This window comes from Clostridium sp. CTA-5 (genome assembly GCF_054768135.1).
The window spans coordinates 52404-77636 of record NZ_BAAAAT010000005.1; the positions used below are offsets into that span (position 1 = coordinate 52404).

The 25233-nt window shown below is 26.8% G+C and carries 19 protein-coding genes; 18 read left to right on the plus strand and 1 reads right to left on the minus strand.

The features are described from left to right. Positions 1-17 precede the first annotated feature (17 nt). The 13 genes from ACYUET_RS10950 (at position 18) to ACYUET_RS11010 (ending at position 15562) form a co-directional block, all read left to right on the plus strand. Complete coding sequence (locus ACYUET_RS10950) at positions 18-386, plus strand: TIGR04086 family membrane protein (RefSeq protein ID WP_460279561.1); 369 nt, start codon at positions 18-20, stop codon at positions 384-386. Positions 387-696: 310 nt separating this feature from the next. Next, complete coding sequence (gene secD / locus ACYUET_RS10955; protein WP_460279563.1) at positions 697-1953, plus strand: protein translocase subunit SecD; 1257 nt, start codon at positions 697-699, stop codon at positions 1951-1953. After that, positions 1946-2839, plus strand: a complete 894-nt coding sequence (secF, locus tag ACYUET_RS10960; RefSeq protein WP_460279565.1) for a protein translocase subunit SecF — start codon at positions 1946-1948, stop codon at positions 2837-2839. Before secD ends, secF begins: the two co-directional genes overlap by 8 nt. A 187-nt stretch (positions 2840-3026) precedes the next feature. Further along, a complete protein-coding gene (locus ACYUET_RS10965; protein WP_460279567.1) occupies positions 3027-3890 on the plus strand; it encodes a DHH family phosphoesterase in 864 nt (287 codons plus the stop codon). Between the two features lie 57 nt (positions 3891-3947). Continuing rightward, positions 3948-4466, plus strand: a complete 519-nt coding sequence (locus tag ACYUET_RS10970) for an adenine phosphoribosyltransferase (protein WP_460279569.1) — start codon at positions 3948-3950, stop codon at positions 4464-4466. 108 nt (positions 4467-4574) lie between these two features. Then, positions 4575-6770, plus strand: a complete 2196-nt coding sequence (locus ACYUET_RS10975; protein WP_460279571.1) for a RelA/SpoT family protein — start codon at positions 4575-4577, stop codon at positions 6768-6770. A gap of 14 nt (positions 6771-6784) precedes the next feature. Next, complete coding sequence (dtd, locus tag ACYUET_RS10980; RefSeq protein WP_460279574.1) at positions 6785-7234, plus strand: D-aminoacyl-tRNA deacylase; 450 nt, start codon at positions 6785-6787, stop codon at positions 7232-7234. A 25-nt stretch (positions 7235-7259) separates the two neighbouring features. Further along, positions 7260-7859 (plus strand): MBL fold metallo-hydrolase, encoded by a 600-nt coding sequence (locus ACYUET_RS10985; RefSeq protein WP_460279575.1) that lies wholly within the window; start codon positions 7260-7262, stop codon positions 7857-7859. Between the two features lie 250 nt (positions 7860-8109). Then, positions 8110-9534, plus strand: a complete 1425-nt coding sequence (locus tag ACYUET_RS10990; RefSeq protein WP_460279577.1) for a coproporphyrinogen III oxidase — start codon at positions 8110-8112, stop codon at positions 9532-9534. A 97-nt stretch (positions 9535-9631) separates the two neighbouring features. Next, complete coding sequence (gene hisS, locus ACYUET_RS10995; RefSeq protein WP_460279578.1) at positions 9632-10885, plus strand: histidine--tRNA ligase; 1254 nt, start codon at positions 9632-9634, stop codon at positions 10883-10885. Positions 10886-11047: 162 nt separating this feature from the next. After that, the gene (gene aspS / locus ACYUET_RS11000; RefSeq protein WP_460279580.1) at positions 11048-12847 is read left to right on the plus strand and encodes an aspartate--tRNA ligase; all 1800 of its coding nucleotides are present in this window, start codon (positions 11048-11050) and stop codon (positions 12845-12847) included. Positions 12848-13108: 261 nt separating this feature from the next. Next, positions 13109-14596, plus strand: a complete 1488-nt coding sequence (locus ACYUET_RS11005; protein WP_460279582.1) for an MBOAT family O-acyltransferase — start codon at positions 13109-13111, stop codon at positions 14594-14596. A gap of 9 nt (positions 14597-14605) precedes the next feature. After that, a complete protein-coding gene (locus tag ACYUET_RS11010) occupies positions 14606-15562 on the plus strand; it encodes a hypothetical protein (RefSeq protein ID WP_460279584.1) in 957 nt (318 codons plus the stop codon). A 66-nt stretch (positions 15563-15628) separates the two neighbouring features. Here the strand turns inward: ACYUET_RS11010 and ACYUET_RS11015 are convergent, their stop codons facing one another. After that, positions 15629-16552 (minus strand): fused DSP-PTPase phosphatase/NAD kinase-like protein, encoded by a 924-nt coding sequence (locus tag ACYUET_RS11015; RefSeq protein ID WP_460279585.1) that lies wholly within the window; start codon positions 16550-16552, stop codon positions 15629-15631. Between the two features lie 210 nt (positions 16553-16762). Here ACYUET_RS11015 and ACYUET_RS11020 point away from each other — a divergent pair, with 210 nt between their 5' ends. The 5 genes from ACYUET_RS11020 (at position 16763) to ACYUET_RS11040 (ending at position 24945) form a co-directional block, all read left to right on the plus strand. Then, positions 16763-18271 carry a DUF1846 domain-containing protein gene (locus tag ACYUET_RS11020; protein WP_460279587.1) on the plus strand — a complete coding sequence of 503 codons (1509 nt, stop codon included), beginning with the start codon at positions 16763-16765 and terminating at the stop codon, positions 18269-18271. A 676-nt stretch (positions 18272-18947) separates the two neighbouring features. Then, positions 18948-21425 carry a CoA-disulfide reductase gene (locus tag ACYUET_RS11025; RefSeq protein WP_460279588.1) on the plus strand — a complete coding sequence of 826 codons (2478 nt, stop codon included), beginning with the start codon at positions 18948-18950 and terminating at the stop codon, positions 21423-21425. A 344-nt stretch (positions 21426-21769) separates the two neighbouring features. Then, complete coding sequence (locus tag ACYUET_RS11030; protein WP_460279590.1) at positions 21770-22450, plus strand: Crp/Fnr family transcriptional regulator; 681 nt, start codon at positions 21770-21772, stop codon at positions 22448-22450. Between the two features lie 171 nt (positions 22451-22621). Then, the gene (locus ACYUET_RS11035; protein WP_460279592.1) at positions 22622-23377 is read left to right on the plus strand and encodes a metalloregulator ArsR/SmtB family transcription factor; all 756 of its coding nucleotides are present in this window, start codon (positions 22622-22624) and stop codon (positions 23375-23377) included. 266 nt (positions 23378-23643) lie between these two features. Then, positions 23644-24945: a homoserine dehydrogenase gene (locus ACYUET_RS11040; RefSeq protein ID WP_460279594.1), complete on the plus strand. Its 1302-nt coding sequence runs from the start codon at positions 23644-23646 to the stop codon at positions 24943-24945. The last annotated feature ends 288 nt before the right edge of the window (positions 24946-25233 follow it).

A 25233-nucleotide genomic window follows, 5' to 3' on the forward strand; every position in this document is an offset into this window, starting at 1 on the left:
TAGGGGGTGTTATTTTAATGGAAAGTAATAATTATGTAAAATCAGTATTTAAAGGTTTGTTTGGAGCAATAATTTTAAGTTTAATTGGTGTAATAATATTGTCTATATTTATGAAAGTTATTGATTTTACGCCAAGTATATTTAGTATGCTATATGTGATTATATCTTTAGTAAGTTTAGCAATTGGTTCTATAATAGGAGCAAAAGCAAATTCATCAAAAGGCTGGCTTGTAGGTCTTGGGATAGGATTAAGTTATTATTTAGTTTTATTTATATTATCAAGTTACATAGGTGGAGCTATAACATTTAAAATTTTTGATGTTGCTAAATTTGCTATATCCATGGTGATTGGATTATTGGCGGGAATGTTAGGTATAAATCTATAAAAATCTTTATTAAGAATTTTTATTGTGATATAATCATTTTTGTATTGGTAATATCTTGAACACTATTGATATTTTTTCAACAGTTTAGTATAGTATATTAAATAAATTTAAGAATCACTTTGTATTGTAGTTAAAGTATAAGTTTGGTGTAAAAGTGATAAAATAACAATATATCACTTAAATCATTAAACTTATATTTAAGTATATATGTTTTACATAATAAAATGTTACGGTGAGTTTTATACTATAAGTTCAATGATTTGGGTTTTACGTACTAAAATAAAACTATATATAGTAGAGGGGGATTACGATGAAGAAAAAAAGAAAAAGTGCAGTATTATTTATATTAATAGTTGCTGTAGCATTTTTCTCAGCTTTTGTTGGATTTAAAGGAGTGGTTATAAATGGATGGAAATTTAAATCTTTCGATGAAGTGATAACAAAAGGTCTTGATTTACAAGGTGGAGTTTCAGTATTAATGGAAATTCAAGAAGATAAAGTTACTAGAGAGCAATTAGAAAGCACAAAAGAACATATTTCTTTAAGAGTAAATAAAATTGGAGTTTCTGAGACTGTTGTTACAACAGAAGGGGAAAAAAGAATAAGAGTAGATATTCCAGGTGCATTTGATTCACAAGAAATTGTTGAAAGTTTAAGTAAATCAGGAAATTTAATATTTAAGGGTCCGAATGGTGATGAAATTCTTGCAGGTAAAGATGTAAAGAAAGCATCAGCAGTACTTGATCAGCAAAATGGTCAACCAGTTGTATCATTAGAATTAAATGAAGATGGTCAAAGAGCTTTTTCAGAAGCAACAGGAAAGTATGTAGGACAAAAAATATCTGTTTATATGGATGATGAGTTATTAACAAGTCCGACTGTTCAAACACAAATTGTGGATGGGAATGCAGTTATTACTGGTAGCCAAACATTAGACGAAGCTAAAAAGTTAGCTGGAGTTATAAATTCAGGAGCATTACCTGTTGCTGTTAAGGCAGCTTCTGTAAAGAATGTAGGTGCTCAGTTAGGTGCTACAGCACTTCCTAATGCCTTAAAGGCAGGGGCACTAGGAATAGGAATAGTGTTCTTATTTATGATATGCTATTACAGGGTTCCAGGACTTTTAGCAAGCATAGCTCTAAGTTTATTTATAACTATTACACTATATGTATTTGTACAAATTGGAGTAACATTAACACTGCCAGGTATAGCAGCATTACTTCTGACAATTGGTATGGCGGTTGATGCTAATGTATTGATTTTTGAAAGAATTAGAGAAGAGTTAAGAAAAGGCATATCTACTAAAACTGCTATTAAAAAAGGATTTGAAAATGCTCTTTCATCAATAGTAGATTCAAATGTAACAACAATTTTAGCAGGTTTAATATTATATTTTTTCGGATCAGGTGCTGTTAAAGGGTTTGCGGTTACATTAATGATTGGTATAATTATAAGTTTATTCACAGCTTTAGTAGTAACTAAATTGTTAATGAATTTAGCTGTCGAAATAGGTATGCTTAATAAGTTATCATATTTTAGAGTTAAGAGGGAGGTAGAACATGCTTAAAATAATAGAAAAATCAAAGATATGGCTTTCTATTTCTCTAATTGTAATTTTAATTGGACTAGGTTTTTTATTTACCAGGGGATTAAATTTTGGAATAGATTTTAAAGGTGGTACACAATTAACAATTCAACTTAAAGAAGGAATAGATAAACAAGAAGTTGATGATATAATAAAAGGATATGCTCCAGATGCAGTTGCTAATATGATAGATAATAATCAATATGAAGTAAAATCAGGAAATTTAGATAGTGGAAAAGTATCGGCTATAATGAATACATTAAAAGATAAATACCAATTAGATGACAATGCATTACTTTCTCAAGAGGAAATAGGTGCAGTTATTGGTCAAGAGTTAACTAAAAATTCATTAATTGCATTACTTATGTCATGTATTGTAATGTTAATATATATAGCTATTAGATTTGAGCTTAATTTTGGTATTGCAGCTTTAGTCGCTACTTTGCATGATGTTTTAATAACAATAAGTGTGTATGCTATATTTAACATTTCAGTTAATACTCCATTTATTGCAGCTGTATTAACTATAATAGGTTATTCAATGAATGATACTATTGTAATTTTTGATAGAATAAGAGAAAATTTCAGAAATATGAGAAGATCTAATCCTATAGAAATTGCAAATACAAGTTTGACTGAAACTATGTCAAGATCTATAAATACATCTTTAACAACATTATTTACTATAGTTTCTGTAAATATATTTGTACCAACAGTAAGAGAATTTACAGTACCGTTAATTATAGGTATAGTAGCAGGTGCTTATTCTTCTATATTTGTAGCATCTCCAGTTTGGGTTTATTTAAATAACAGAAAAAATGGGAAAAATAAAATAACAAATAAAAACAGATCTTTACAAAAAGCATAGATATATTAAAGTGAATTTAGGTAATTTATAAATAAAAGTATATTTTAAATTAATATAAAGATTAAATAAAAGAGCAAACCTCCATAGTTAATAATGGAGGTTTATTCATTTTTTAATAAAATATTTGTAAAAATTCATTTTATCAATTATAATATAAATGTTTTCTAATTTTATGGAGGAGTAAGCCATGCGTAAGTTCTGGGAAAGTATTTATTGTCCAAATTATATTACTGGATACAACCCTTTTATCCTTAAAGGTATGAATAAAGCATTAGAAAGATTAGTTTCTGCAGTAAATAATAGAGAGAAAATAGTTGTTTACGGGATTCCAAATGTCGATGGTATTTGTGCTGTTGCATCGCTAATTCTTGTTTTAAAATATTTGAATGCAGATGTAGAATATCTTATATATGATGGGGTAAAAACTAGGGATAGACTTAATTGTAAAGATATAAGAAATAATGTAGATTTTTTAGGTGCTGAGTTGTTAATAACTCTAGGCGTAGGTTTAAAATCTCATGAGGAAGTAGCTTTATGCAATAATTTGGGTATAGATTTAATTGTTTTTGACAACAAGGAAAGTGAACTTGTTGATGAATACATTTATGTTAATCCAAAACAAAAAGGATGCCAATATAGATATAAAGATTTATCTATAAGTGGATTAACATTTAAGTTAATGCAAGCAATTGCGATATATTATAATATGAAAAGTATTAATAAATATTTAGATTTAATTCTTATGGGAGTACAATGTACAAATGTACCGATTAAAGGGGAAAATGCAGTATTAGTCAAAGAAGGAAGAAAATTTTTGCTTAATACTAACAATAATGGGTTGAGATCAGTAATAGAATTTAATAATATAATAGAATTTAATTATGATTCTATAAATGAGATGATAGAATTTATTACTCCTACAATAGGAGCAGTGGGAATTATGGACAATGCCAGGATAGTATTAGAATTATTAACTACAGTTGACAAAGATAGAGCAGATCAGATAGTTAAGTATTTATATAGTTCTAAGAAATGTATGCTGTTTAAATAAAATCAATAATAATTTTATACATAGTTTGATTAAATAATGTTTTCAGGAGGAATAAAAATGGATTTAAGAGAAAGTATAAGAATAATTGATGGATTTCCTAAAGAAGGAATAAGCTTTAAGGATATAACAACATTAATAGGTGATGGAGAATCTTTAAAAGCCTCAATTGACATGTTTGTAGATTACTTAAAAGATAAAAATATAGATTTAATCGTTGGACCAGAAGCAAGAGGGTTTATTTTTGGCGTTCCTGTTGCATATGCATTAGGAGCTGGATTTGTTCCAGTAAGAAAGCCAGGTAAATTACCGGGGGAAACTATATCTGTTAACTATGATTTAGAATATGGTAGTGATGTTCTTCAAATTCATAAAGATGCAATTAAAAAAGGTCAAAGAGTTGCAATTATAGATGATTTATTAGCAACAGGGGGTACATTAGAAGGTGTTGCTAAATTAGTAGAACAAGCAGGAGGAGAAGTTGTTTCTATCGATTTTTTAATAGAATTAACTGAACTTAAGGGAAGAGATAAATTAAAAGATTATGATGTAATATCATTAGTACAGTATGATATTTAAATTTATTGAAAATAGTTGTAAAATAATATATAATTATAGAAAAGGGCTGGTTATATAACCAGCCTTTGAATTTATAGAAATTTAGCAAAAGGAGAGAAGCAAATCCTTATGATTGAAAACTTATTAGAAAAGATTCATAATAATTGTCATAACGTTGATGTTGAAATTATTAAAAAAGCATATTCTTTTGCAGAAGAAGCTCATAAGGAGCAAAAAAGAGAATCAGGTGAGCCGTACATAATTCATCCTATTGATGTAGCAGAAATTCTTGCAGAGCTTGGTATGGATACCAGTACAATTGCAGCAGGATTACTTCATGATGTGATTGAGGATACAGAATGTTCGTATGAATTAATGGTAAATACTTTTAATGAAGAAATAGCTAATCTAGTAGAGGGTGTTACTAAGCTTACTAAGCTTGGTGAGATGGAATATAAAACTAAAGAAGAACAACAAGCTGATAATGTTAGAAAAATGCTTTTGGCAATGGCTAAAGATATAAGGGTAATAATTATAAAATTAGCTGATAGATTGCATAATATGAGAACACTTAAATTTATGCCAGCAAAAAAACAAAAAATGAAAGCTAAAGAAACATTAAATATTTATGCTCCATTAGCTCATAGATTAGGTATGTCTAAAATTAAATGGGAACTTGAAGATTTATGTTTTAGATATCTTCATGAAACAGAATACTATGAATTAGTACATCAGATAGCTGAAAAAAGAGTTGAAAGAGAAACATATATAAATAATGTTGTAATTGATTTAAAGAAAAGATTAGAAGATGCGGGCATTGATTCAGATATTGAAGGACGACCTAAACATTTTTATAGTATTTATAAAAAAATGGTTAATAAAAATAAGAGTATTGAACAGATTTTTGATTTAACAGCAATCCGAGTTCTTGTGAATTCAGTAAAAGATTGTTATGGAGTTCTTGGAATAGTACATACAATTTATAGGCCAATTCCAGGTAGATTTAAAGATTATATAGCTATGCCAAAACCTAATATGTATCAATCTCTACATACAACAGTAATAGGAGCACAGGGAAAAACATTTGAAATACAAATAAGAACTTTTGAAATGCATAAAACAGCAGAGTATGGAATTGCTGCTCACTGGAAGTATAAAGAGGGAGATTCCTCACAAGAAGATAATGCTAAAGAATTTGAAAAAAAATTAGTATGGCTTAGAGATATGTTAGAATGGCAAAAGGAAACTTCAGATGCAGAAGAATTTATAGAAGGATTTAAAATTGATCTCTTTTCTGATGAGGTATTTGTATTTACACCAAAAGGTGTAGTAATAAATTTATGTAGTAAGGCAACTCCTATTGATTTTGCATATAGAATACATACTGATGTTGGAAATAAGTGCGTTGGAGCTAAAGTTAACGGAAAAATAGTTCCTCTTGATTACACACTTAAGACAGGTGAAATTGTTGAAATACTTACTTCACCAAATTCAAAAGGTCCTAATATGGATTGGCTAAATATAGCTAAGAGTAATCAATCAAAGAGTAAGATAAAACAGTGGTTTAGAAAAGCAAAAAAAGAAGAAAATATTATAAAAGGAAAAGAACTTCTTGATAAGGAACTTAAGAAACAAGGTGTTAATTATTCAGATATAGCAAAAGGTGATAGTTATGAGAAATTAATAAAGAGATATAACGTTCACTGCGTGGAAGATTTGCATGTAGTAATTGGAGTGGGTGGAATTTCTGCATCATCTTTTGTATCAAGACTTAAAGAAGAAAATGTACCAGTTAAAGAAAAGGATGCACAAGAATCTTTAAATAAAACTATCGAAGACCATATTTCTAAGACGGATAGACAAAAAAACTCACAAAATTATGGTATAACTGTAAAAGGTGAAAGTAATCTTATGGTTAGATTTGCAAAATGTTGTAACCCTGTACCAGGAGATGAAATATTAGGGTATATAACAAAGGGAAGAGGGGTATCGGTGCATAGAAAAGATTGTAGTAATCTTAAAAATTTAATTGATACAGATGGCGAAAAGGTAGTAGATGTATCTTGGGGAACACCAAGTGGAAACGCTTATTTTGCTGAAATTCAAGTTAAGACAGAAGATAGAATGGGAATGCTTGCAGATATAATGAGTGTAATTACAGATTTAAAATTACATTTAAGTGCATTAAATGCCAATGCAGCTAAAGAAGGCATAGCTTTAATTGGAATAAAAATAAAAATTAATTCTATAGATGAATTAAAAGATCTTATGAAAAAAATTAAAAGACTTAAGGGTGTAATAGATGTTTATAGAATGAATAGTTAAGGGATGATGAAAATATGAGAGCAATAGTACAAAGGGTAACTTCATCAAGTGTTAAAGTAGATGGGGAAATAATAGGTTCTATCGGTAGAGGACTTAATGTATTAATAGGTATATCTAAAGATGATAATATTGAAGATTTAAAATATATAAAAGATAAAATTATAAATTTAAGAATATTTGAAGATGAAAATGAAAAAATGAATTTATCATTATTGGATATTAAAGGAGAAATTTTACTTATATCACAATTTACTTTATATGGTGATTGCAGAAAAGGTAGAAGGCCAAATTTTATGCAAGCAAAATCTGGAGAAGAGGCAGAAAAACTTTATGAAGATTTTATAGAAATGTTAAAAGAAGCAAACTTGCCTGTTAGTACAGGAAAATTTGGTGCAGATATGAAAGTTGAAATAAATAATGATGGTCCAGTTACAATAATGCTAGATAGTGAAAAGAATTTTTAAAATTCTTATTTAGGAGGTACTGCAAATGATTATAAAAACAATTCCAGCAGGAATATATGATGCAAATTGTTATTTAGTAATAGATGAAGAATCAAAAGAATGTGGAGTTATTGATCCAGGTGGAGATGCTCAAAGAATAGAGTCAATTATTAAATCTTTAAATGTTAAAGTTAAATATATAATTTTAACACATGGTCATGTGGATCATGTAGGTGGGGTAGTTGAACTTAGTAAATCTTTAAATGTTCCGTTTTTTATAAGTAAAATAGATGAAGAATACATGGAAAAAGATAATTATGTTTTTGGAAGTTTACCTAAAGCATCAGGATATTTAAAAGAGGGAGATACTTTAAGTTTAGGAGATAAGGAATTTAAAGTAATAGAGACTCCAGGTCATACTAAGGGTGGTCTTTGCTTTTTAATTGAAGATAAATTATTTACCGGAGATACACTTTTCCAAGCTTCAATTGGAAGAACTGATTTTGCAGGTGGAGATTTTAAAGAAATAATCAAGAGTATAAAAGAAAAATTAATTATACTTGGAGATGATATAGAAGTTTATCCAGGACATGGACCTATGTCTAATATAGGATATGAAAAAAGAAGAAATACATTTTTATTATAAGGCACATTTAAGCCTTTCATTTTACAGGAAAGTATAGAAAATTTGAAGTATAAAATACTGATAAAATCTAGGCTTAAGGATTCTGTGGATTGACAATGTACGATTAATAATTGACAAAGAAATTAAAAAAACTTTAATAAAATATGTTTTTTTAATCTCGTAGAGATTTATATGTAATTTTCCATTGTCAATTTTTAATTGTTTATTAAAAGTGGCATAGCCATTTTGTTATGTGTCAAAAGGAGAAGTTATGGAAGTTAAAATTAATTTAAATAATTTAAAGTACAGATATGAAGTGTATCAATTATTTAATATATATTTTCCTTTAAAAGAGATTAAATTCTTAAGTGAAGAAGAAAGTGAATATATTTTTTATATTGATGATAAAACTATGAAATTTTCTTATAAGGAATATGTTAAAGAAGAATCTTTAGGAGAGAATATTAAACATTCTCTTAGAAGATTCATTTTTTCCTGTTTAAAAGAATTAACTGGAGATATATATCCATGGGGAATTTTAATAGGAATTAGACCATCAAAGATAGCACTTAAATTGTTAAAAGAAGGAAAGACAGAAAAAGAAGTTATAGAAATATTCAAAGATTATTATCTAGCTCATGAAGATAAAGCAAAAATTTGCATAGAGGTTGCAAAAGCTGAAGAACGATTTGTAAATAAGGATAAAAATAAAATTTCTATTTATATTGGAATGGCTTTCTGCCCAACGAAATGTTTATATTGTTCTTTTACCTCAAATCCTATAAAGGGAAACAAAAAAATGGTAATGCCATATATAGAGGCATTAACTAAAGAAATTAGAGGTATTAACAAGTATATTGAAGAAAAAAATCTTGAAATAGAAACTGTTTATTTTGGAGGGGGAACTCCAACTGCTGTTAATGATGAAGAGTTTAAGTTTATAATGAAAGAGATATATAGTGCTTTTATTAAGGATAAAGATGTAAAGGAGTTTACTGTTGAGTGTGGTAGACCTGATACTATAACCTTAGACAAATTGGAAACTATGAGAGATTATGATGTTAGTAGAATAAGTATTAATCCTCAAACGATGAATGATAAAACTTTAAAATTAATAGGGAGAAGTCATTCAGTAGAAGATGTTAAAGAAAAATTTAATATGGCACGAAGCCTTGGTTTCAAAGATATAAATATGGATATAATAATAGGATTACCAGGTGAAGGTCATAATGAAGTTATTAAAACTAAAAATGAACTAATAGCTTTAAAACCAGATAGTATTACAGTTCATGGTCTTGCATTAAAAAGAGGATCAAGAATGTATGAGAATTTTGTTTTAAAAAAAGGAATTGATATTCCAAATCAAGAAGAAATAACGAAAATGTACGAAGAAAGCAGGAATTTAGCAAAAACTCTTGATATTTATCCATATTATATGTATAGACAAAAAAATATGGTTGGAAATATGGAGAATTTAGGATATGCTAAAAAGGGTAAGGAATGTATCTATAATATTGAGATGATTGAAGAAAAACAAACAATTATTGCCTTGGGAGCAGCTGCTGTCAGCAAAGTAATATTTTTAGAAGAAGATAGACTTGAAAGATTTCCAAACTTGAAGGATATTAAAGAGTATGTTTCAAGGGTAGATGAAATGATTGAGAGGAAAATAGAATTACTTGATACTTTGTATTAAATTATATTATTGTGAGAATAAATTAATTTAAGTTTTTATAAATCATATTATAAAAAGCTTAAATAAGTTTTATTTTCCTATTTAAGGAGGAATATAAATGGCAATGGAAATGCAGGCACCAAAGGGTACAAAGGACATGTTACCACAGGATGCTTATAAATGGCATTATGTAGAAAATACATTTAGAAATGTTGCAAAAACTTATGGAATAAGAGAAATTAGAACTCCTATGTTTGAACATACAGAACTATTTTTAAGAGGTGTTGGTGATACAACAGATATAGTTCAAAAGGAAATGTATACTTTTAAAGATAAAGGTGATAGAAGTATAACATTAAAACCAGAAGGAACAGCATCAGCAGTTAGAGCTTTTGTAGAAAATAGATTATTTAATGAGGCACAACCTACAAAGTTATATTATATAACTCCAGCATTTAGATATGAGAATGTTCAAAAAGGAAGACTTAGACAATTCCATCAATGTGGATTAGAAGTTTTTGGTTCTAAGGAACCTTCAATAGATGCAGAAGCTATATGTGTAGCTATGGATACCTTAAAAGAATTAGGTTTAAAGAATTTAAGTTTAAATATAAATAATTTGGGATGTCCTGATTGTAGACCTAAATATAATGAGGCATTAAAGACGTTTTTAGAAGAAAATTATGATGGACTTTGTGATACTTGTAAAAGCAGATTTGAAAAAAATCCGATGAGGATTTTAGATTGCAAAGAAAGAAAATGTAAAGAAATCACAAAAAATGCACCTATAATTTTAGATTTTATGTGTGAAGAATGTGATACTCATTTTACTAAAGTTAAAGAGTATTTAGATATATTAGGACTTCCATATACAATTGATCCAGGAATAGTTAGAGGGTTAGATTATTATACTAAGACTATTTTTGAAATATTAAGTTCTGAATTTACAGTATGTGGTGGCGGAAGATATGATAAACTTATAGAGGAACTTGGTGGTCCTTCTATGCCAGCAGTAGGTTTTGGTATTGGTATTGAAAGAATGATAATGATGCTAGAAAAGGAAGGTATAGAAATACCTAATGAGGCTTTAATTGATTTATATATTGGAGCTAGAGGAGAAGAAGAAAGAAAATATGCATTTAAATTAGCTCACAATTTAAGAACATTAGGAGTAAACTGTGAAATTAACCATATGGGTAGAAGTGTAAAGGCAGAAATGAAATTTGCAAATAAATTAGGAGCCTTATTTACTACCATTTTAGGTGAAGATGAATTGAAAGATAAAAAAATAACTTTAAAGAGGATGTCAGATGGGGAAACTTTTGATGTTTCTTTAAATGATACAGAAGCAATTAAAAAAATAGTTAAATAAGAATATGTTTTTGTTACATATTTATTTATATAATACTTGGATAATTTATATTAAATGGAAGATAATGATTGGTTAAACATATTCAACAGAATATAATTAACGTTATTAAATTTCATGAAATGTAAATTAGAATTTGGAAAAAGTGTTAGGAGGAAATGACAAATGGGTGAAGCTTTAGGTGGTTTAAAGCGTACAATGATGTGTGGAGAACCTAGAGAAAACCATATAGGTAAAAAGATTACTTTAATGGGATGGGTTCAAAGAAATAGAAAACTTGGAGGACTTGATTTTATTGATTTAAGAGATAGAACTGGTATTATGCAAGTTGTTTTTGGAGAAGAAATCAATGCAGAAGCTTTTGAAAAAGCGAAATCAGTTAAGCCTGAATACTGTATTGCTGTAACTGGAGAAGTTGTTAAAAGAGAGAGCACAAATGAAAATATGCCAACAGGTTTGGTTGAATTAAAGTGCGAATCTATAAAAATTCTTTCAGAATCAGAAACACCACCAATATATATTAAAGAAGATTTAGATGCAGCTGAAAATATCAGATTAAAATATAGATATTTAGATTTAAGAAGACCAGATATGCAAAAAATCTTTATGATAAGAAGTAAAACAACAAAAGCAATACGTGACTATTTAGAAAATAATGGTTTCTTAGATGTAGAGACACCAATGTTAACTAAGAGTACTCCAGAAGGAGCTAGAGATTATTTAGTACCTTCAAGAAACTATCCAGGAATGTTTTATGCACTTCCACAATCACCACAAATATTTAAACAATTATTAATGGTATCTGGATTTGATAAATATTATCAAATAGTTAAATGCTTTAGAGATGAAGACTTAAGAGCAAATAGACAACCAGAATTTACTCAAGTTGACTTAGAAATGAGTTTTGTTGAGCAAGAAGATATAATCGCTTTGAATGAAGGATTAATATCACATGTATTTAAAGAAGTTGCAGGGGTAGATGTTTCTCTTCCAATTAAGAGAATGACATTTAAAGATTCGATGGAAAAATATGGATCAGATAAGCCGGATTTAAGATTTGGAATGGAAATTACTAATATAACAGAAGATGTTAAAGATTTAGAGTTTGTAGTATTTAAGGATGCTATAGCTAATGGTGGATCTGTTAGAGCATTATGTTTAAAAGGTGGAGCATCACTTGGAAGAAAGCCTCTTGATAAATTAGGTGAATTTGTTAAGACTTATAAAGCAAAAGGATTAGCTTGGATTCAACTTAAAGAAGATGGAATTAAATCATCAATTGCTAAGTTCTTAACTGATGATGTTACAAATTCAATAGTAGATACTATGAATGCAGAAACTGGAGATGCTATTTTAATAGTAGCAGATAAAAATTCAGTAGTATTCCAAAGCTTGGGAGCATTAAGATTAGAATTAGCTAAGCAATTTGATTTAATTAAAGATAAAAATGAATTTAATTTCACTTGGATCACTGAGTTCCCATTATTTGAATATAGTGAAGAAGAAAATAGATATACAGCTTGTCACCATCCATTTACAGCACCAATGGATGAAGATTTAGACTTTATAGAATCTGATCCAGGTAATATTAGATCTAAAGCTTATGATTTAGTATTAAATGGAGAAGAATTAGGTGGAGGTTCTATAAGAATACACAATATGCAACTTCAACAAAGAATGTTTAAAGCATTAGGATTTACAGAAGAAGCTGCTTGGGAAAGATTTGGATTCTTATTACAAGCATTTAAATTTGGACCACCACCACATGGCGGTTTAGCATTTGGTCTTGATAGAATGATAATGTTCTTAGCAGGAACAGAAAATATAAAAGATGTAATTGCATTCCCTAAAAACCAAAATGCATATTGCTATTTAAGTGAAGCACCAAATATAGCTGATGAAAAGCAATTGTTAGAACTTGGTATATCAGTATTACCTAAAGAAGATAAAAAATCAGAAGAATAATATTAGATATAGTAGAGTTTATTTGTAATATATATAAGTATAAAAAGGTAGGATCTAGAAGTGGATTCTACCTTTTTTATATGAAAAAAATAAACTTTATATATAAAAATATTATAATTTCTATTTTTATGGGTAAAATATACAATATTAACTTATATTATACTTATTAGAAATATATAAAGTTAAACCTAAGTTTTAACACTATATAATATTAGTCTTTATTTAAAACTAAAATTTAAATTAATAATGGGAGGAAAACATATGACTTTTAATTCAATAGATTTCTTAATTTTTTTTCCAATAGTAACTATAATTTATTTTATTATACCATCCAAATTAAAATGGATATGGTTATTAGTATCTAGTTATTATTTTTATATGTGTTGGAATCCTAAATATGCTATATTAATAGCTGCTTCAACAATAAGTACATATTTAACTGGATTATTAATTGAAAAAAGCAATTTAATTAATGAAAAAAGTAAATCAAAATTGATAAAAAAGTTTCTGATATTAATGAGCTTGTTTATTAATTTAGGAATATTGTTTTTATTTAAATATTATAAATTTTTTACAAGAGGAATCAATATTTTGGTTTCAATATTTAATATTACGATTAAATTTCCTTCTTTCGATTTTATGTTACCAGTAGGTATATCATTTTATACTTTTCAAGCTTTAAGTTATACGATTGATGTATATAGAGGAGATATTAAAGCAGAAAAAAATTTAGGCAAGTATGCTCTTTTTGTTTCTTTTTTTCCTCAATTAGTGTCAGGACCAATAGTAAAATCTAAAGATTTATTACATCAATTTAATGAAGTACATAATTTTGAATATTTAAGAGTTAAAAATGCATTAATCCAAATGTTATGGGGGTTTTTTAAAAAAATATTTATTGCTGATAGATTAGCTATAGTGGTTAATACAGTGTTTGATTCACCTTCCGAATATGGAGCAAGTCAAATTATAATAGCTTCAATATTTTTTACATTTCAAATATATTGTGATTTTTCATCCTATTCAGATATAGCAATAGGAGCTGCAAAAGTTATGGGATTTATTCTTCCAGAAAATTTTAGGCAACCGTATTTATCAAAATCTATAAAAGATTTTTGGAGAAGATGGCATATAACATTAAGTTCTTGGTTTAAGGATTATGTATATATACCATTAGGTGGAAATAAAAAAGGAACTTTTAGAAAATATTTAAATATTATGATTGTATTTTTACTTAGTGGCTTATGGCATGGTGCATCATTAACTTTTATAATATGGGGAGTATTACACGGAATTTATGAAATTGTAGGAGGGATAACTAGAGGAATAAAAGATAAGATTATTAGAAGGTATGGTATAAGAAAAGATTTTGTTAGTTATCAAGTTCTTCAGGTGTTGACTACATTTTTCCTTGTAAGTTTTGCGTGGATATTTTTTAGAGCAAATTCATTTAATGATATAAAAATAATATTTAGGAATTTATTTTTACATAATGAAAGTATTTTGCAAGATGGTACATTGTTTAATTTAATTATATCACGTGATGAATTTATAGTAGCTGTTATAGGTATAGTTATAGTAATAATTATTGATATTTTAAAAGAAAAAATAAATCTTTTAGAAGTATTATCACACAAGAAAATAATATATAGATGGGGGATTTATATATCTATAATTTTAATAATTATTATATTGGGTGTTTATGGTTCAGGATATAGTGAACAACAATTTATATATTGTCAATTTTAGGAGAGTAATATGGTTAGAAAGTTTTGTTTAAAAGGAATAAATATAACAATAATAGTTGTTATTATATTAGCATTAATATCGCCAATATTTGTAACACCAGGTCATGCTATTAAATTAAAAGAAGGGTTATATAATAAGAAGAATTCATACGAGGTTTTATTGATGGGTTCAAGCCATATGAATGGTTTAATAGATCCAGAAATATTATATGATAACTATGGGATAAGTAGTTTTAATTATGGAACAGGAGGGCAACCAATAGATGTTACATATTATTTATTAAATGAAGCTTTAAAAATACATCCAGAAACCCAAATAGTAGTTTTAGATTTATATTATATAGGTTTAAAAAATGAGTATGGTGAAGAAGGATATATCAGAAATGTTTTAGACAACATGAGGCTTTCTTATAATAAATTGCATGCTATTGAGAATTGTACACCAAAGAGTGATTTTATATATTATCTTTTTCCAATATTAAAATATCATGATAGATGGAGTAGTTTAAGTAAAAACAAACAAAATAATGGAGAAAATTCAAAGATAACAGGATTTGAAGCTGGAACACAAAAATATGGAGAAGAGATAAAAGGGAATCAATATAGTGAAGAAATTGGTGATATACCACCTAAATCCAAAGAATATCTTTATAAGTTTATAGAACTTTCAAAACAAAAAGGGTTTAAATTGATCTTTGTTAATGCCCCTTATGATTATTCTAGTAATGATTTTGAACACTGGTATATAGATGATGCAGCAATGTATAATAGAGTAAACCAAATAGCAGAGGAAAATAATATTCCATTTATTAATTATTCTTCAGATGAAAAAATGAAAGAAATCAATTTTGATTTCAAAGAGGATATGAACAATGTGGGTCATACTAACATTTGGGGTGCAAAGAAAGTAAGTTTAGATTTAGCTGAATTTTTACACAATAATTATAAACTGACAGATTATAGATAAAGTTGTGGATATTTGAAGATAAAATATATTTTCAAATATCCATGGTTAATTAAAATATAGTTAAAATTACTTATTTTGATTTGTAGTTATCCAAGTGCTCCATTTAGTATTATAGTTACCATCTGTTTGTTTACAATATTCATAGAATTTATGTAAAAAGGAAATTCTTTTAGGCGAAGAAAATGATTCTATGTCTTTATCAGAAAAATTTGCAAGCAGAAATTGTCTTTGTATTATTTCATCAGCAGTAGCTTCTTTATAATTTTTCATCATATCATACATTATCATAAATGTAGTTGTTCTTCCTACGCCTTCTTTACAGTGAAAATGAAACCACATATCTTTTGAACATTCTTTTACTACATCTATAAAATAATCAACCATACTATCATCTGGCAATCCACCATCTGTAACAGGTATTCTTATATAATTAAGTGAATTATCTTTAGTAATTTCTTTTTCAGATTTAACTTCTGTTGGAGTTATAGTTATTTCAGGATGATTATGAAATGTAAGAGGAACATTTAATTTTATAGAAGATAAATCTTTTTTTTCAGTTATAACAACCTGTCTGTTAGTTAAACCTATATTAGCATTGTTGTTTTCATTCTTAAAGCTTACAGGAACTCCATTTACAAATCCATGTGATTCTTGTCTAAGATCAATTATAGTTAATGGATAAGATGTATTTATAGCATTTTTTATAAGAGATATATTATTTTTAGAAAACTGTTGACTACCTGAAGCATTTAATTTATCTAATCCAGAGAGATTTAAAGATGAATTATTTTTTAGTTTGGAAATATCGGAGGTAGTCCGAAAGTGTGAAGGCATTATATTAGAATTCAAATTATCTATAACAAGATTTATATTTTTTTCTTCATTATTATTAGAAGCAAAAACAGTACTACTATTTAAGATAAAAGAAAAAGTTATTATAAACAATAAAAGAAAAGAAATAATAATTTTAAATTTGGATTTTTTATACATATTTAAAGTCACCTCATTTTATTATAGTAAAAAAATACTTTAATTTAATATTTGCTATGAAAATGTTTTATATTCAAGTAATAGAATAATTGTTAAATATAAATGGGTTTTATTATTAAATTTATTTAAAATAGATAATTTACAATAATGATACTTTGTGTAATAATATAATAATGAATTTTTACAAAGAAAAAGCGAGTGAGGTATAATATGGAAACAGGATTTGATCATATAAAATATTTAGAAGAACAATCGAAGTATATATTAGAAAGAGTTAATGATTATGACAAATTATATTTAGAGTTTGGTGGAAAACTTTTTAATGATAGACATGCAATGAGAGTACTTCCTGGATTTGATGAAAATGCAAAAATTAAATTATTACATAAACTTAGAGAGAAAGTAGAAGTTGTAATATGTGTTTATGCAGGAGACATAGAAAGAAACAAAATAAGAGGCGATTTTGGTATTACATATGATATGGATGTACTAAGACTTATTGACGATTTAAGAGCCTATGATTTAGAAGTTAATAGTGTAGTTATTACTAGATATGATGGACAACCAGCAACTACAGTATTTATAAATAAGTTAGAAAGAAGAGGCATTAAGGTATATAAACATAAAGCAACTAAGGGATATCCTACTGATGTAGATACAATAGTTAGTGAAGACGGATATGGTAAAAACCCTTATATAGAAACTACTAAACCAATAGTGGTAGTTACAGCACCAGGACCAGGAAGCGGAAAACTTGCTACATGTTTAAGTCAGTTATATCATGAATCTAAAAGAGGAAATGCTGCAGGGTATTCAAAATTTGAAACTTTCCCTGTATGGAATGTTCCATTAAAACATCCACTAAATATTGCATATGAAGCAGCTACAGTTGATTTAAAAGATGTTAATATGTTAGATTCATTCCATATGGATGCATATAATAAAGTTACTGTTAACTATAATAGAGATATTGAAACTTTTCCAGTATTAAAAAGAATAATAGAAAAAATAACAGGAAAAGAATCAGTTTATAAATCACCAACAGATATGGGTGTAAATAGAGTTGGTTTTGGAATAGTTGACGATGATGTTGTTAAGGAAGCTTCTAAGCAAGAAATAATAAGAAGATATTTTAAAACTGGATGCGAATATAAAAAAGGATATGTTGATAAAGAAACATTTGATAGATCTAAACTAATAATGGAAGAATTAAATCTTAAAGAAACTGATAGAAAAGTAGTTACTCCAGCAAGAGAAAAATCTTTAAAATTAAAAGAAAAATCTGATTCTAATGATATATGTCCAGCGGTGGCATTAGAACTTAAAGATGGAACTATATTAACAGGAAAAACTTCAGATTTAATGGATGGAGCAGCTGCGGTTACAATAAATGCTATAAAATATTTGGCAAATATTTCAGATGACATTTATTTAATATCACCAGTTATTCTTGAACCAATAATCAGTCTTAAAGCTAAAACATTTAAGGAAAGGAATACTTCTCTTAGTTTAGAAGAAGTTCTTACTGCACTAAGTATTTCAGCAGCAACAAATCCAACAGCAGGAGTTGCAATGGAAAAATTAGCTTTATTAAAAGGATGTCAAGCACATTCAACAACTATACTTTCAAGAGCTGATGAATTAACTTTTGGTAAATTAGGAATAGAAGTAACATCTGATCCGAATTATCCATCAGAAAGTCTTTATTATAATAATTAAAAATAATTAAATAACTTAAAAGAGATAATATACTTTTAATAAAAAAGATATATTATCTCTTTTTATTTTATCTATGTCTTAAGTGTATGTTGATATTGCAGATAAGTTTGTGGACAGAATTGTAATAGGAAACTTGACTCTTATACATTCGTTCAGTAAGTTCGAGAAACAAAATATAAAATTGCACTCTGTGAAAGTTCAAATAACCAAATATAAAATTTGGATTTTCACTTTTGGATTCTTACTTGTGACTCTCACTTAAGAACTCTAGAATAAGTATTAGTCAAATTAATGCATGTTCCCAATCAAAGATTGCTGACAAGCAATTAATTTGAAAAATCTTCATTAATAATTCTAAAAAGTAAATTCCAATACCAGTTCTATCTATAATATAATATCAACACTAGTTTAAAATATAGCCTTTATTTTTCAATTTTTATTTATAAATTATTTTAGATATTATGTTGATGAAAAATAGATATATTAAGATGTTTGATATGTGATAAAGTTACAGAAAAAAATTATTTTATAAAATAAACTAAAATAAATGATAAGTTTTTAAAAAGTAAATTTAAGATATTTAGAAGATTTTTTATAATATTAATTTGAATTTAAGCAGATTATACTATTAGATTTATTACTTCAAGAAATAAATTATAATAAGGAGAGAAATAATATGGCTAAAAAAGTTATTATTGTTGGTGGTGTTGCTGGAGGAGCATCTACAGCAGCTAGATTAAGAAGATTAGATGAAAATTTAGAAATAATTATGGTAGAAAAAGGAGAATATATATCTTTTGCAAACTGTGGTCTTCCATATTATATAGGTGAAACAATTAGTGATAGAGATCAATTAATTGTTCAAACAGTAGAAGAAATGTCAAAAAAATTTAATTTAGATATAAGAAATTTAAGTGAAGTAATAAAAATAAATAAAGAAGATAAGAAGGTTACTATTAAGAATCATAAAACACAAGAAATGTATGAAGAAAATTATGATATTTTAGTTTTATCTCCAGGAGCTAATCCAATAAAACCACTGATACCAGGAATAAATGATAGTAACAATCTATTTACACTTAGAAATATGAATGATATGGATAAAATTAAAGATTACATTGATAAATCTAAACCTAAGCATGCAACTGTAATAGGTGGAGGATTTATAGGCATTGAAATGGCTGAAAATCTATATGATATAGGAATAGATATTACATTAATAGAAGCAAGTGATCAAGTAATGGGACCTATTGATATAGAAATGGCAAGTATAATTCATCAACATTTAATAGATAAAAATGTTGAATTAATTTTAAAAGATTCAGTAACATCATTTGAAAATAACGGAAGAAAAATAAATTTAAAAAGTGGAAAAGAAGTAGAGACAGACCTCATTATATTATCAATTGGAGTTAAGCCGGAAACGTTAATAGCGAAAGAAGCTAATATTGAATTAAATGAGAGAGAAGCTATTATAGTTAATAAGTATATGCAAACGTCAGATCCTAATATTTATGCATTAGGTGATGCAGTACAGGTAATAGATTTTGGAAGTAAAAAGCCAACATTAATTCCACTAGCTTGGCCAGCAAATAGACAAGGTAGAATAGTAGCAGATAATATATGTGGAAAAAATATTGAATATAAAGGCACTCTTGGATCATCAGTTGCAAAGGTATTTGATTATACAGTAGCATCAACTGGAAATAATGAAAAGGTATTAAAAAAGATGGGAATAGATTTTAAAACTATTCATATCCATCCGGGATCTCATGCAGGATATTATCCAGGATCTTTTCCAATAGCTATTAAAATGTTGTTTGATGATAAAAATGGAAAAATATTTGGAGCACAAGCTGTTGGAATGGACGGGGTTGAAAAACGTATAGATATAATTGCAACTGCAATTAAAGCAGGACTTACAGTTTTTGATTTACAAGATATTGAAGCTTGTTATGCACCACCATATAATTCAGCTAAGGATCCAGTTAACATGCTAGGATATTATGCATCAAATATTATAGAAGGAAATGTAAAAACAATTCAATGGCATGAAATTGATAAATTAAATAAAGAAGAATCTATAATTTTAGATGTAAGAGAAGATTTTGAATTAGTAACAGGAACTGTAGATAATTCTATGCATATTTCTTTAAAAAATTTAAGAGAGAGATTAAGTGAAATTCCTAAAGATAAAAATATATATGTTACTTGTCAAGTAGGATTAAGAGGATATGTTGCATGTAGAATATTAGAACAAAACGGAATAAAGTGTACTAATATAGATGGTGGAATAAAAACATATTTATATGTAAAGAGAGCAGAAGAAAGTATTTCTAATCAATATAGAAAGATTAAAGAAGTAAAGGATGAAGTTGCAGCTATGAAACTAGAGGATTTAGATATAACAGAGATAAATGCTAAGACTACTTTAAATGCATGTGGTCTTCAATGTCCAGGACCAATAAAAAGAGTGTTTGAAGAAGTAAGTAAAATGAATGATGGGGAAGTATTAGAAGTAAAAGCTAGTGATCCTGGATTTAGTAAAGATATTAAGTCTTGGTGTGATAATACAGGAAATACTCTATTAAAATCTGAATTTCTTACTAAAGACAAGGCTTTTGTAGCTTATATAAAAAAAGGTATGAATGAGGAAAATAAAACTTTGAAAGTATCTTCAGAGAAAAATGGAGCAACATTAGTAGTATTTAGTGGAAATTTAGATAAAGCAATAGCTTCATTTATTATAGCAACAGGAGCAGCATCTATGGGTAAAAAAGTTACAATGTTCTTTACGTTTTGGGGACTTAATGTATTAAAAAAGAAAAATAAACCTAGAGTTAGTAAAGATTCTATGGAAAAAATGTTTGATTTTATGTTGCCTGGACACCCAGGAAAATTACCATTATCTCAAATGAATATGATGGGAATGGGACCTGCAATGATAAAACAAATAATGAAAAAACATAACGTAGATGATTTAGAAACTTTAATAACTAATGCAATTAAAATGGGGGTTGACGTTGTTGCATGCTCTATGAGTATGGATTTAATGGGAATAAAAAAAGAAGAATTTATTGATGGAGTTGAATTAGGAGGAGTTGCATCTTATTTAGGTGCTACCGAGGATTCGGGATTAAATTTATTTATATAAAAACTATATTTAATTATAATGAAAGTTTTTTATTATATTAAAATATTAATATTTACTTATAATATAAGTAAAAAGAATATGGATTTATTTACTTTACTATATTATAAAGTCAGTTTAGTATAGTAAAATATATGATTAGAATAGTTACTTATATAAAATGCAGTAGATAATTTAGTGTAAAACAAAATTACCTACTGTTTTTTTATAATGTAGAAATTTTTATTTATATAATTTCTATATCTTTTTATCTATCTTTATTATGTTGTGATTATATTATAATAAAAGAATAAGTTTGAAATTTTAATTACTAGAGAGTAATCTGAAATATGTTTGGAGGAAAATAAATGAAATATAAAAATGATATATTAGAAAATAAAATGGAATATATAGAAGAATTATTTAATATTTATCCGATATTAAATAAAATAAATCAAGAAAATAATAATATTATAATGGAACATGGAATCCTAAAAGTTTTATATGCAGATGAATATATATCATCTGCAAAAGAAGAATGTTCAGGAATTTTATTTGTAATAAAAGGAACAATAAAAATTCAAAAAATTAATAAAGAAGGAGAAGAAACTAACCTTTATAATATAAAAGAAGGAGAATTATGCCACGAAGCATTAAGTTGTTTACTAAAATTTGAATCTTTAAATATAATAGGAGAAGCTATTCAAGATTCATTAGTATGTATAATTCCATTAGAAATTATGAAAAAATATTTTTTAAATAATAATGAATTTTTGTCATATATGTATAGGGATTTGTACAAAAAATTTAATCTTATTGTATCTAATAAAGAAGAAAGAGTCCATGAAGCGTTAGAAACAAGGTTAATTAAATTATTAATAAGTAAAAAGAGTAAAATAATATATACAACTCATAGCGAATTAGCTTTTGAAATTGATTCAGCAAGAGAAGTCGTTAGTAGAAAATTAAAAAGTATAGAAAAAAGAGGATATATAAAATTAGAAAGAGGAAAGATACAAATAATAAAATCTTTAGAAAAACTTTTATAAAATTTTGACTATTACTTAAGAATTCTAAAAGGAAATTTCACTGGTATTTTGTCATTATACTAAAATATTAATTCATGCTTAAAAGATAATAAATAATAAAACTTGAAAAAATCAAAATAAAGTATTAAAATTTAATTAAGTAATTACTTAATTAAATAGGTGAGGGTTATTATGAATAAAACTATAAATGTATTTAAAGCTCTTTCAGATGAAACTAGAGTGAAAACATTGTTATTAATATCAAAAAAGAGTATGTGTGCAAAAGGAATATCGAAGCATTTAAATATTACAGAAGCTGCAGTATCTCAACATATAAAAATTTTAAAAGAGGCTGATTTAGTAATAGGATATAAAATAGGCTATCATATTATTTATGATTTAAATGAAGAAATTTTAAATCAAATTGATATGTTTATAAAAAAGTTAATTAGTAATGATTTTTCTAATATTACTCTAGAAACCGATATACAAAATACAGAAAATAGTGAACGTAAATGCATATATAGTTGTAAACATAAAAAGTGCTCTCATAAAGGAAATTTTAAGGAGGATTTAGAAATGAAAGTATGTTTTCCAGTAAAATCAAATGAAGGTGTTAATAGTATACCATATGGACATTTTGGAACAGCACCATTATTTATAGTATGTGATACAGAAACTGAAGAGATTAAAGTTTTAAACAATGGAGATTTAGGACATGAACATGGTAAATGTCAACCAATAAAAGCTTTATCTGGAGAGATAGTTGATGCTGTAGTTGTTGGGGGAATAGGTCAAGGGGCCATAACTAAATTAAATTCAATGGGGATTAAAGTATATAAGTCTGCACAAGGAAGCATTAAAGAAAATTTAGAAGCATTAAAAAAATTAGAGTTAGTAGAATTTTCTCCTAATCATACATGTAACCATGATGGATGCGAACATTAATTTAAGAGATTGTCTGAAAATAAATATTAACATTTAATTAAAATATAATAAATAGAAGACTATTTCAAATACACAAATATGTTTTTTTGAAATAGTCCATTTTTATAATTAATTAAAAAACACATATTATTTATATGTAGTTATATTTATTTGAAATATACAAATAATATTATTTAATAAAAAGTTATAAATAATATGGAAAAAAATATATATAGACATTATAATGAAGTAATATAAGATTTATGCATAAAGAGGGGGAATCCAAAATGAAAAAAGTTAGAATAGCACTACTAGGATTGGGGAATGTTGGTCGTGGTGTTTGTATGATTTTAAATTCTAATAAAGAAGAGATAATGAAAAGATCTGGCTATGAAGTAGAAATAGCCAAAATCCTTGTAAGAGACAAAAATAAATCTAGGGGTATAGACGTTCCAGAAGAACTTATAACTACAGAGTTTAATGAAATATTAAATGATGATTCTATTAAAATAGTTCTTGAAATTATGGGAGGAATAGAACCAGCTAGAGAATATATGCTTCAATGTATGGATAAAGGTAAACATATAGTTACTGCAAATAAAATGTTACTTGCAACAAATGGAGATGAACTTTTTGAAAAGGCAGATAGCAAAGGATTAATGTTTAAATATGAAGCTAGTGTTGCAGGTGGAATACCAATAATAAATGGTATAGATGAGAGTTTAACTGCTAATAAAATTAAAGAATTATACGGGATTGTAAATGGAACAACAAATTATATATTAACTAAAATGGAATCTGAAGGTTTAGGATTTGATGAAGCACTAAAAGAGGCTCAGGATATGGGATATGCTGAAGCTGATCCAACATCAGATATTGAAGGATATGATGCTCAATATAAACTAGCAATATTATCATCTTTGGCATTTGGAACTAAAATAGATATAGATAATGTGTATAGAGAAGGAATTACAAATATTAAACCGATAGATATGGACTATGCTAAAGAATTCAAAATGGTAATAAAGCTACTTGCAATTGTTAAAGAAAACAATGAAAAATTAGAGTTAAGAGTCCACCCTACAATGATTCCTAAAAAGCATCCGCTTGCAAATGTATATGATTCATTTAATGCTGTATTTGTAAAAGGAAATGCTGTTGGTGATTTAATGTTCTATGGAAGAGGTGCTGGGGATTTACCGACTGGAAGTGCAGTGGTAAGTGATGTTATTGCAATATTAAGAAGCAATATAGATTTAGAAAACAATAACTCAGTAGTAAAAAATAATCTATGGGATAGAGAAATAGCTGATATAAAAGAAGTTGAAAGTAGATTTTATATAAGAGCATCTGTATTAGATGAACCGGGAGTACTAGGCGAAATAACTGCTATACTTGGAAGAAATAATGTAAGCTTACGTTCAGTTATCCAAAAAGGAGATCAAAATGAAGAAGGGAACGTTACAATAGTTTTAGTTACTCATACAACTAGTCAAAAACAAATATATGACTCATGCAATGAAATTTCAAGCCTTATCAGTGTAAATAATATAGACAATATAATTAGAATAGAAGATTTTAAAAACTAGAATAAAAAAGATCAGTAATTTCATAGGAAATTACTGATCCTTTTCTATACAATTATTTTTTTTTTATAACAATTCTAATAAAAACAAAATTATTAAAAATAAAATTAAAATACATAAAAAATAAAAAGTATTTAAAAATAACACTAATATTATTAAAAATAATTATAATATAATAGAAGGAGTATAAAATAATGCTTAAATTAAAAATGAATTTTTTAATTTAATATAAATAATATGAGTGTTAAATAAATAACGATGTTGACAACTTTATACAAATATGTAATAATA

Bases quoted from the DNA above. Each gene is read 5' to 3' on its own strand.
- ACYUET_RS10950 (WP_460279561.1), top strand. From the start codon at position 18: ATGGAAAGTAATAATTATGTAAAATCAGTATTTAAAGGTTTGTTTGGA.
- secD (WP_460279563.1), top strand. From the start codon at position 697: ATGAAGAAAAAAAGAAAAAGTGCAGTATTATTTATATTAATAGTTGCT.
- secF (WP_460279565.1), top strand. From the start codon at position 1,946: ATGCTTAAAATAATAGAAAAATCAAAGATATGGCTTTCTATTTCTCTA.
- ACYUET_RS10965 (WP_460279567.1), top strand. From the start codon at position 3,027: ATGCGTAAGTTCTGGGAAAGTATTTATTGTCCAAATTATATTACTGGA.
- ACYUET_RS10970 (WP_460279569.1), top strand. From the start codon at position 3,948: ATGGATTTAAGAGAAAGTATAAGAATAATTGATGGATTTCCTAAAGAA.
- ACYUET_RS10975 (WP_460279571.1), top strand. From the start codon at position 4,575: ATGATTGAAAACTTATTAGAAAAGATTCATAATAATTGTCATAACGTT.
- dtd (WP_460279574.1), top strand. From the start codon at position 6,785: ATGAGAGCAATAGTACAAAGGGTAACTTCATCAAGTGTTAAAGTAGAT.
- ACYUET_RS10985 (WP_460279575.1), top strand. From the start codon at position 7,260: ATGATTATAAAAACAATTCCAGCAGGAATATATGATGCAAATTGTTAT.
- ACYUET_RS10990 (WP_460279577.1), top strand. From the start codon at position 8,110: ATGGAAGTTAAAATTAATTTAAATAATTTAAAGTACAGATATGAAGTG.
- hisS (WP_460279578.1), top strand. From the start codon at position 9,632: ATGGCAATGGAAATGCAGGCACCAAAGGGTACAAAGGACATGTTACCA.
- aspS (WP_460279580.1), top strand. From the start codon at position 11,048: ATGGGTGAAGCTTTAGGTGGTTTAAAGCGTACAATGATGTGTGGAGAA.
- ACYUET_RS11005 (WP_460279582.1), top strand. From the start codon at position 13,109: ATGACTTTTAATTCAATAGATTTCTTAATTTTTTTTCCAATAGTAACT.
- ACYUET_RS11010 (WP_460279584.1), top strand. From the start codon at position 14,606: ATGGTTAGAAAGTTTTGTTTAAAAGGAATAAATATAACAATAATAGTT.
- ACYUET_RS11015 (WP_460279585.1), bottom strand. From the start codon at position 16,552: ATGTATAAAAAATCCAAATTTAAAATTATTATTTCTTTTCTTTTATTG.
- ACYUET_RS11020 (WP_460279587.1), top strand. From the start codon at position 16,763: ATGGAAACAGGATTTGATCATATAAAATATTTAGAAGAACAATCGAAG.
- ACYUET_RS11025 (WP_460279588.1), top strand. From the start codon at position 18,948: ATGGCTAAAAAAGTTATTATTGTTGGTGGTGTTGCTGGAGGAGCATCT.
- ACYUET_RS11030 (WP_460279590.1), top strand. From the start codon at position 21,770: ATGAAATATAAAAATGATATATTAGAAAATAAAATGGAATATATAGAA.
- ACYUET_RS11035 (WP_460279592.1), top strand. From the start codon at position 22,622: ATGAATAAAACTATAAATGTATTTAAAGCTCTTTCAGATGAAACTAGA.
- ACYUET_RS11040 (WP_460279594.1), top strand. From the start codon at position 23,644: ATGAAAAAAGTTAGAATAGCACTACTAGGATTGGGGAATGTTGGTCGT.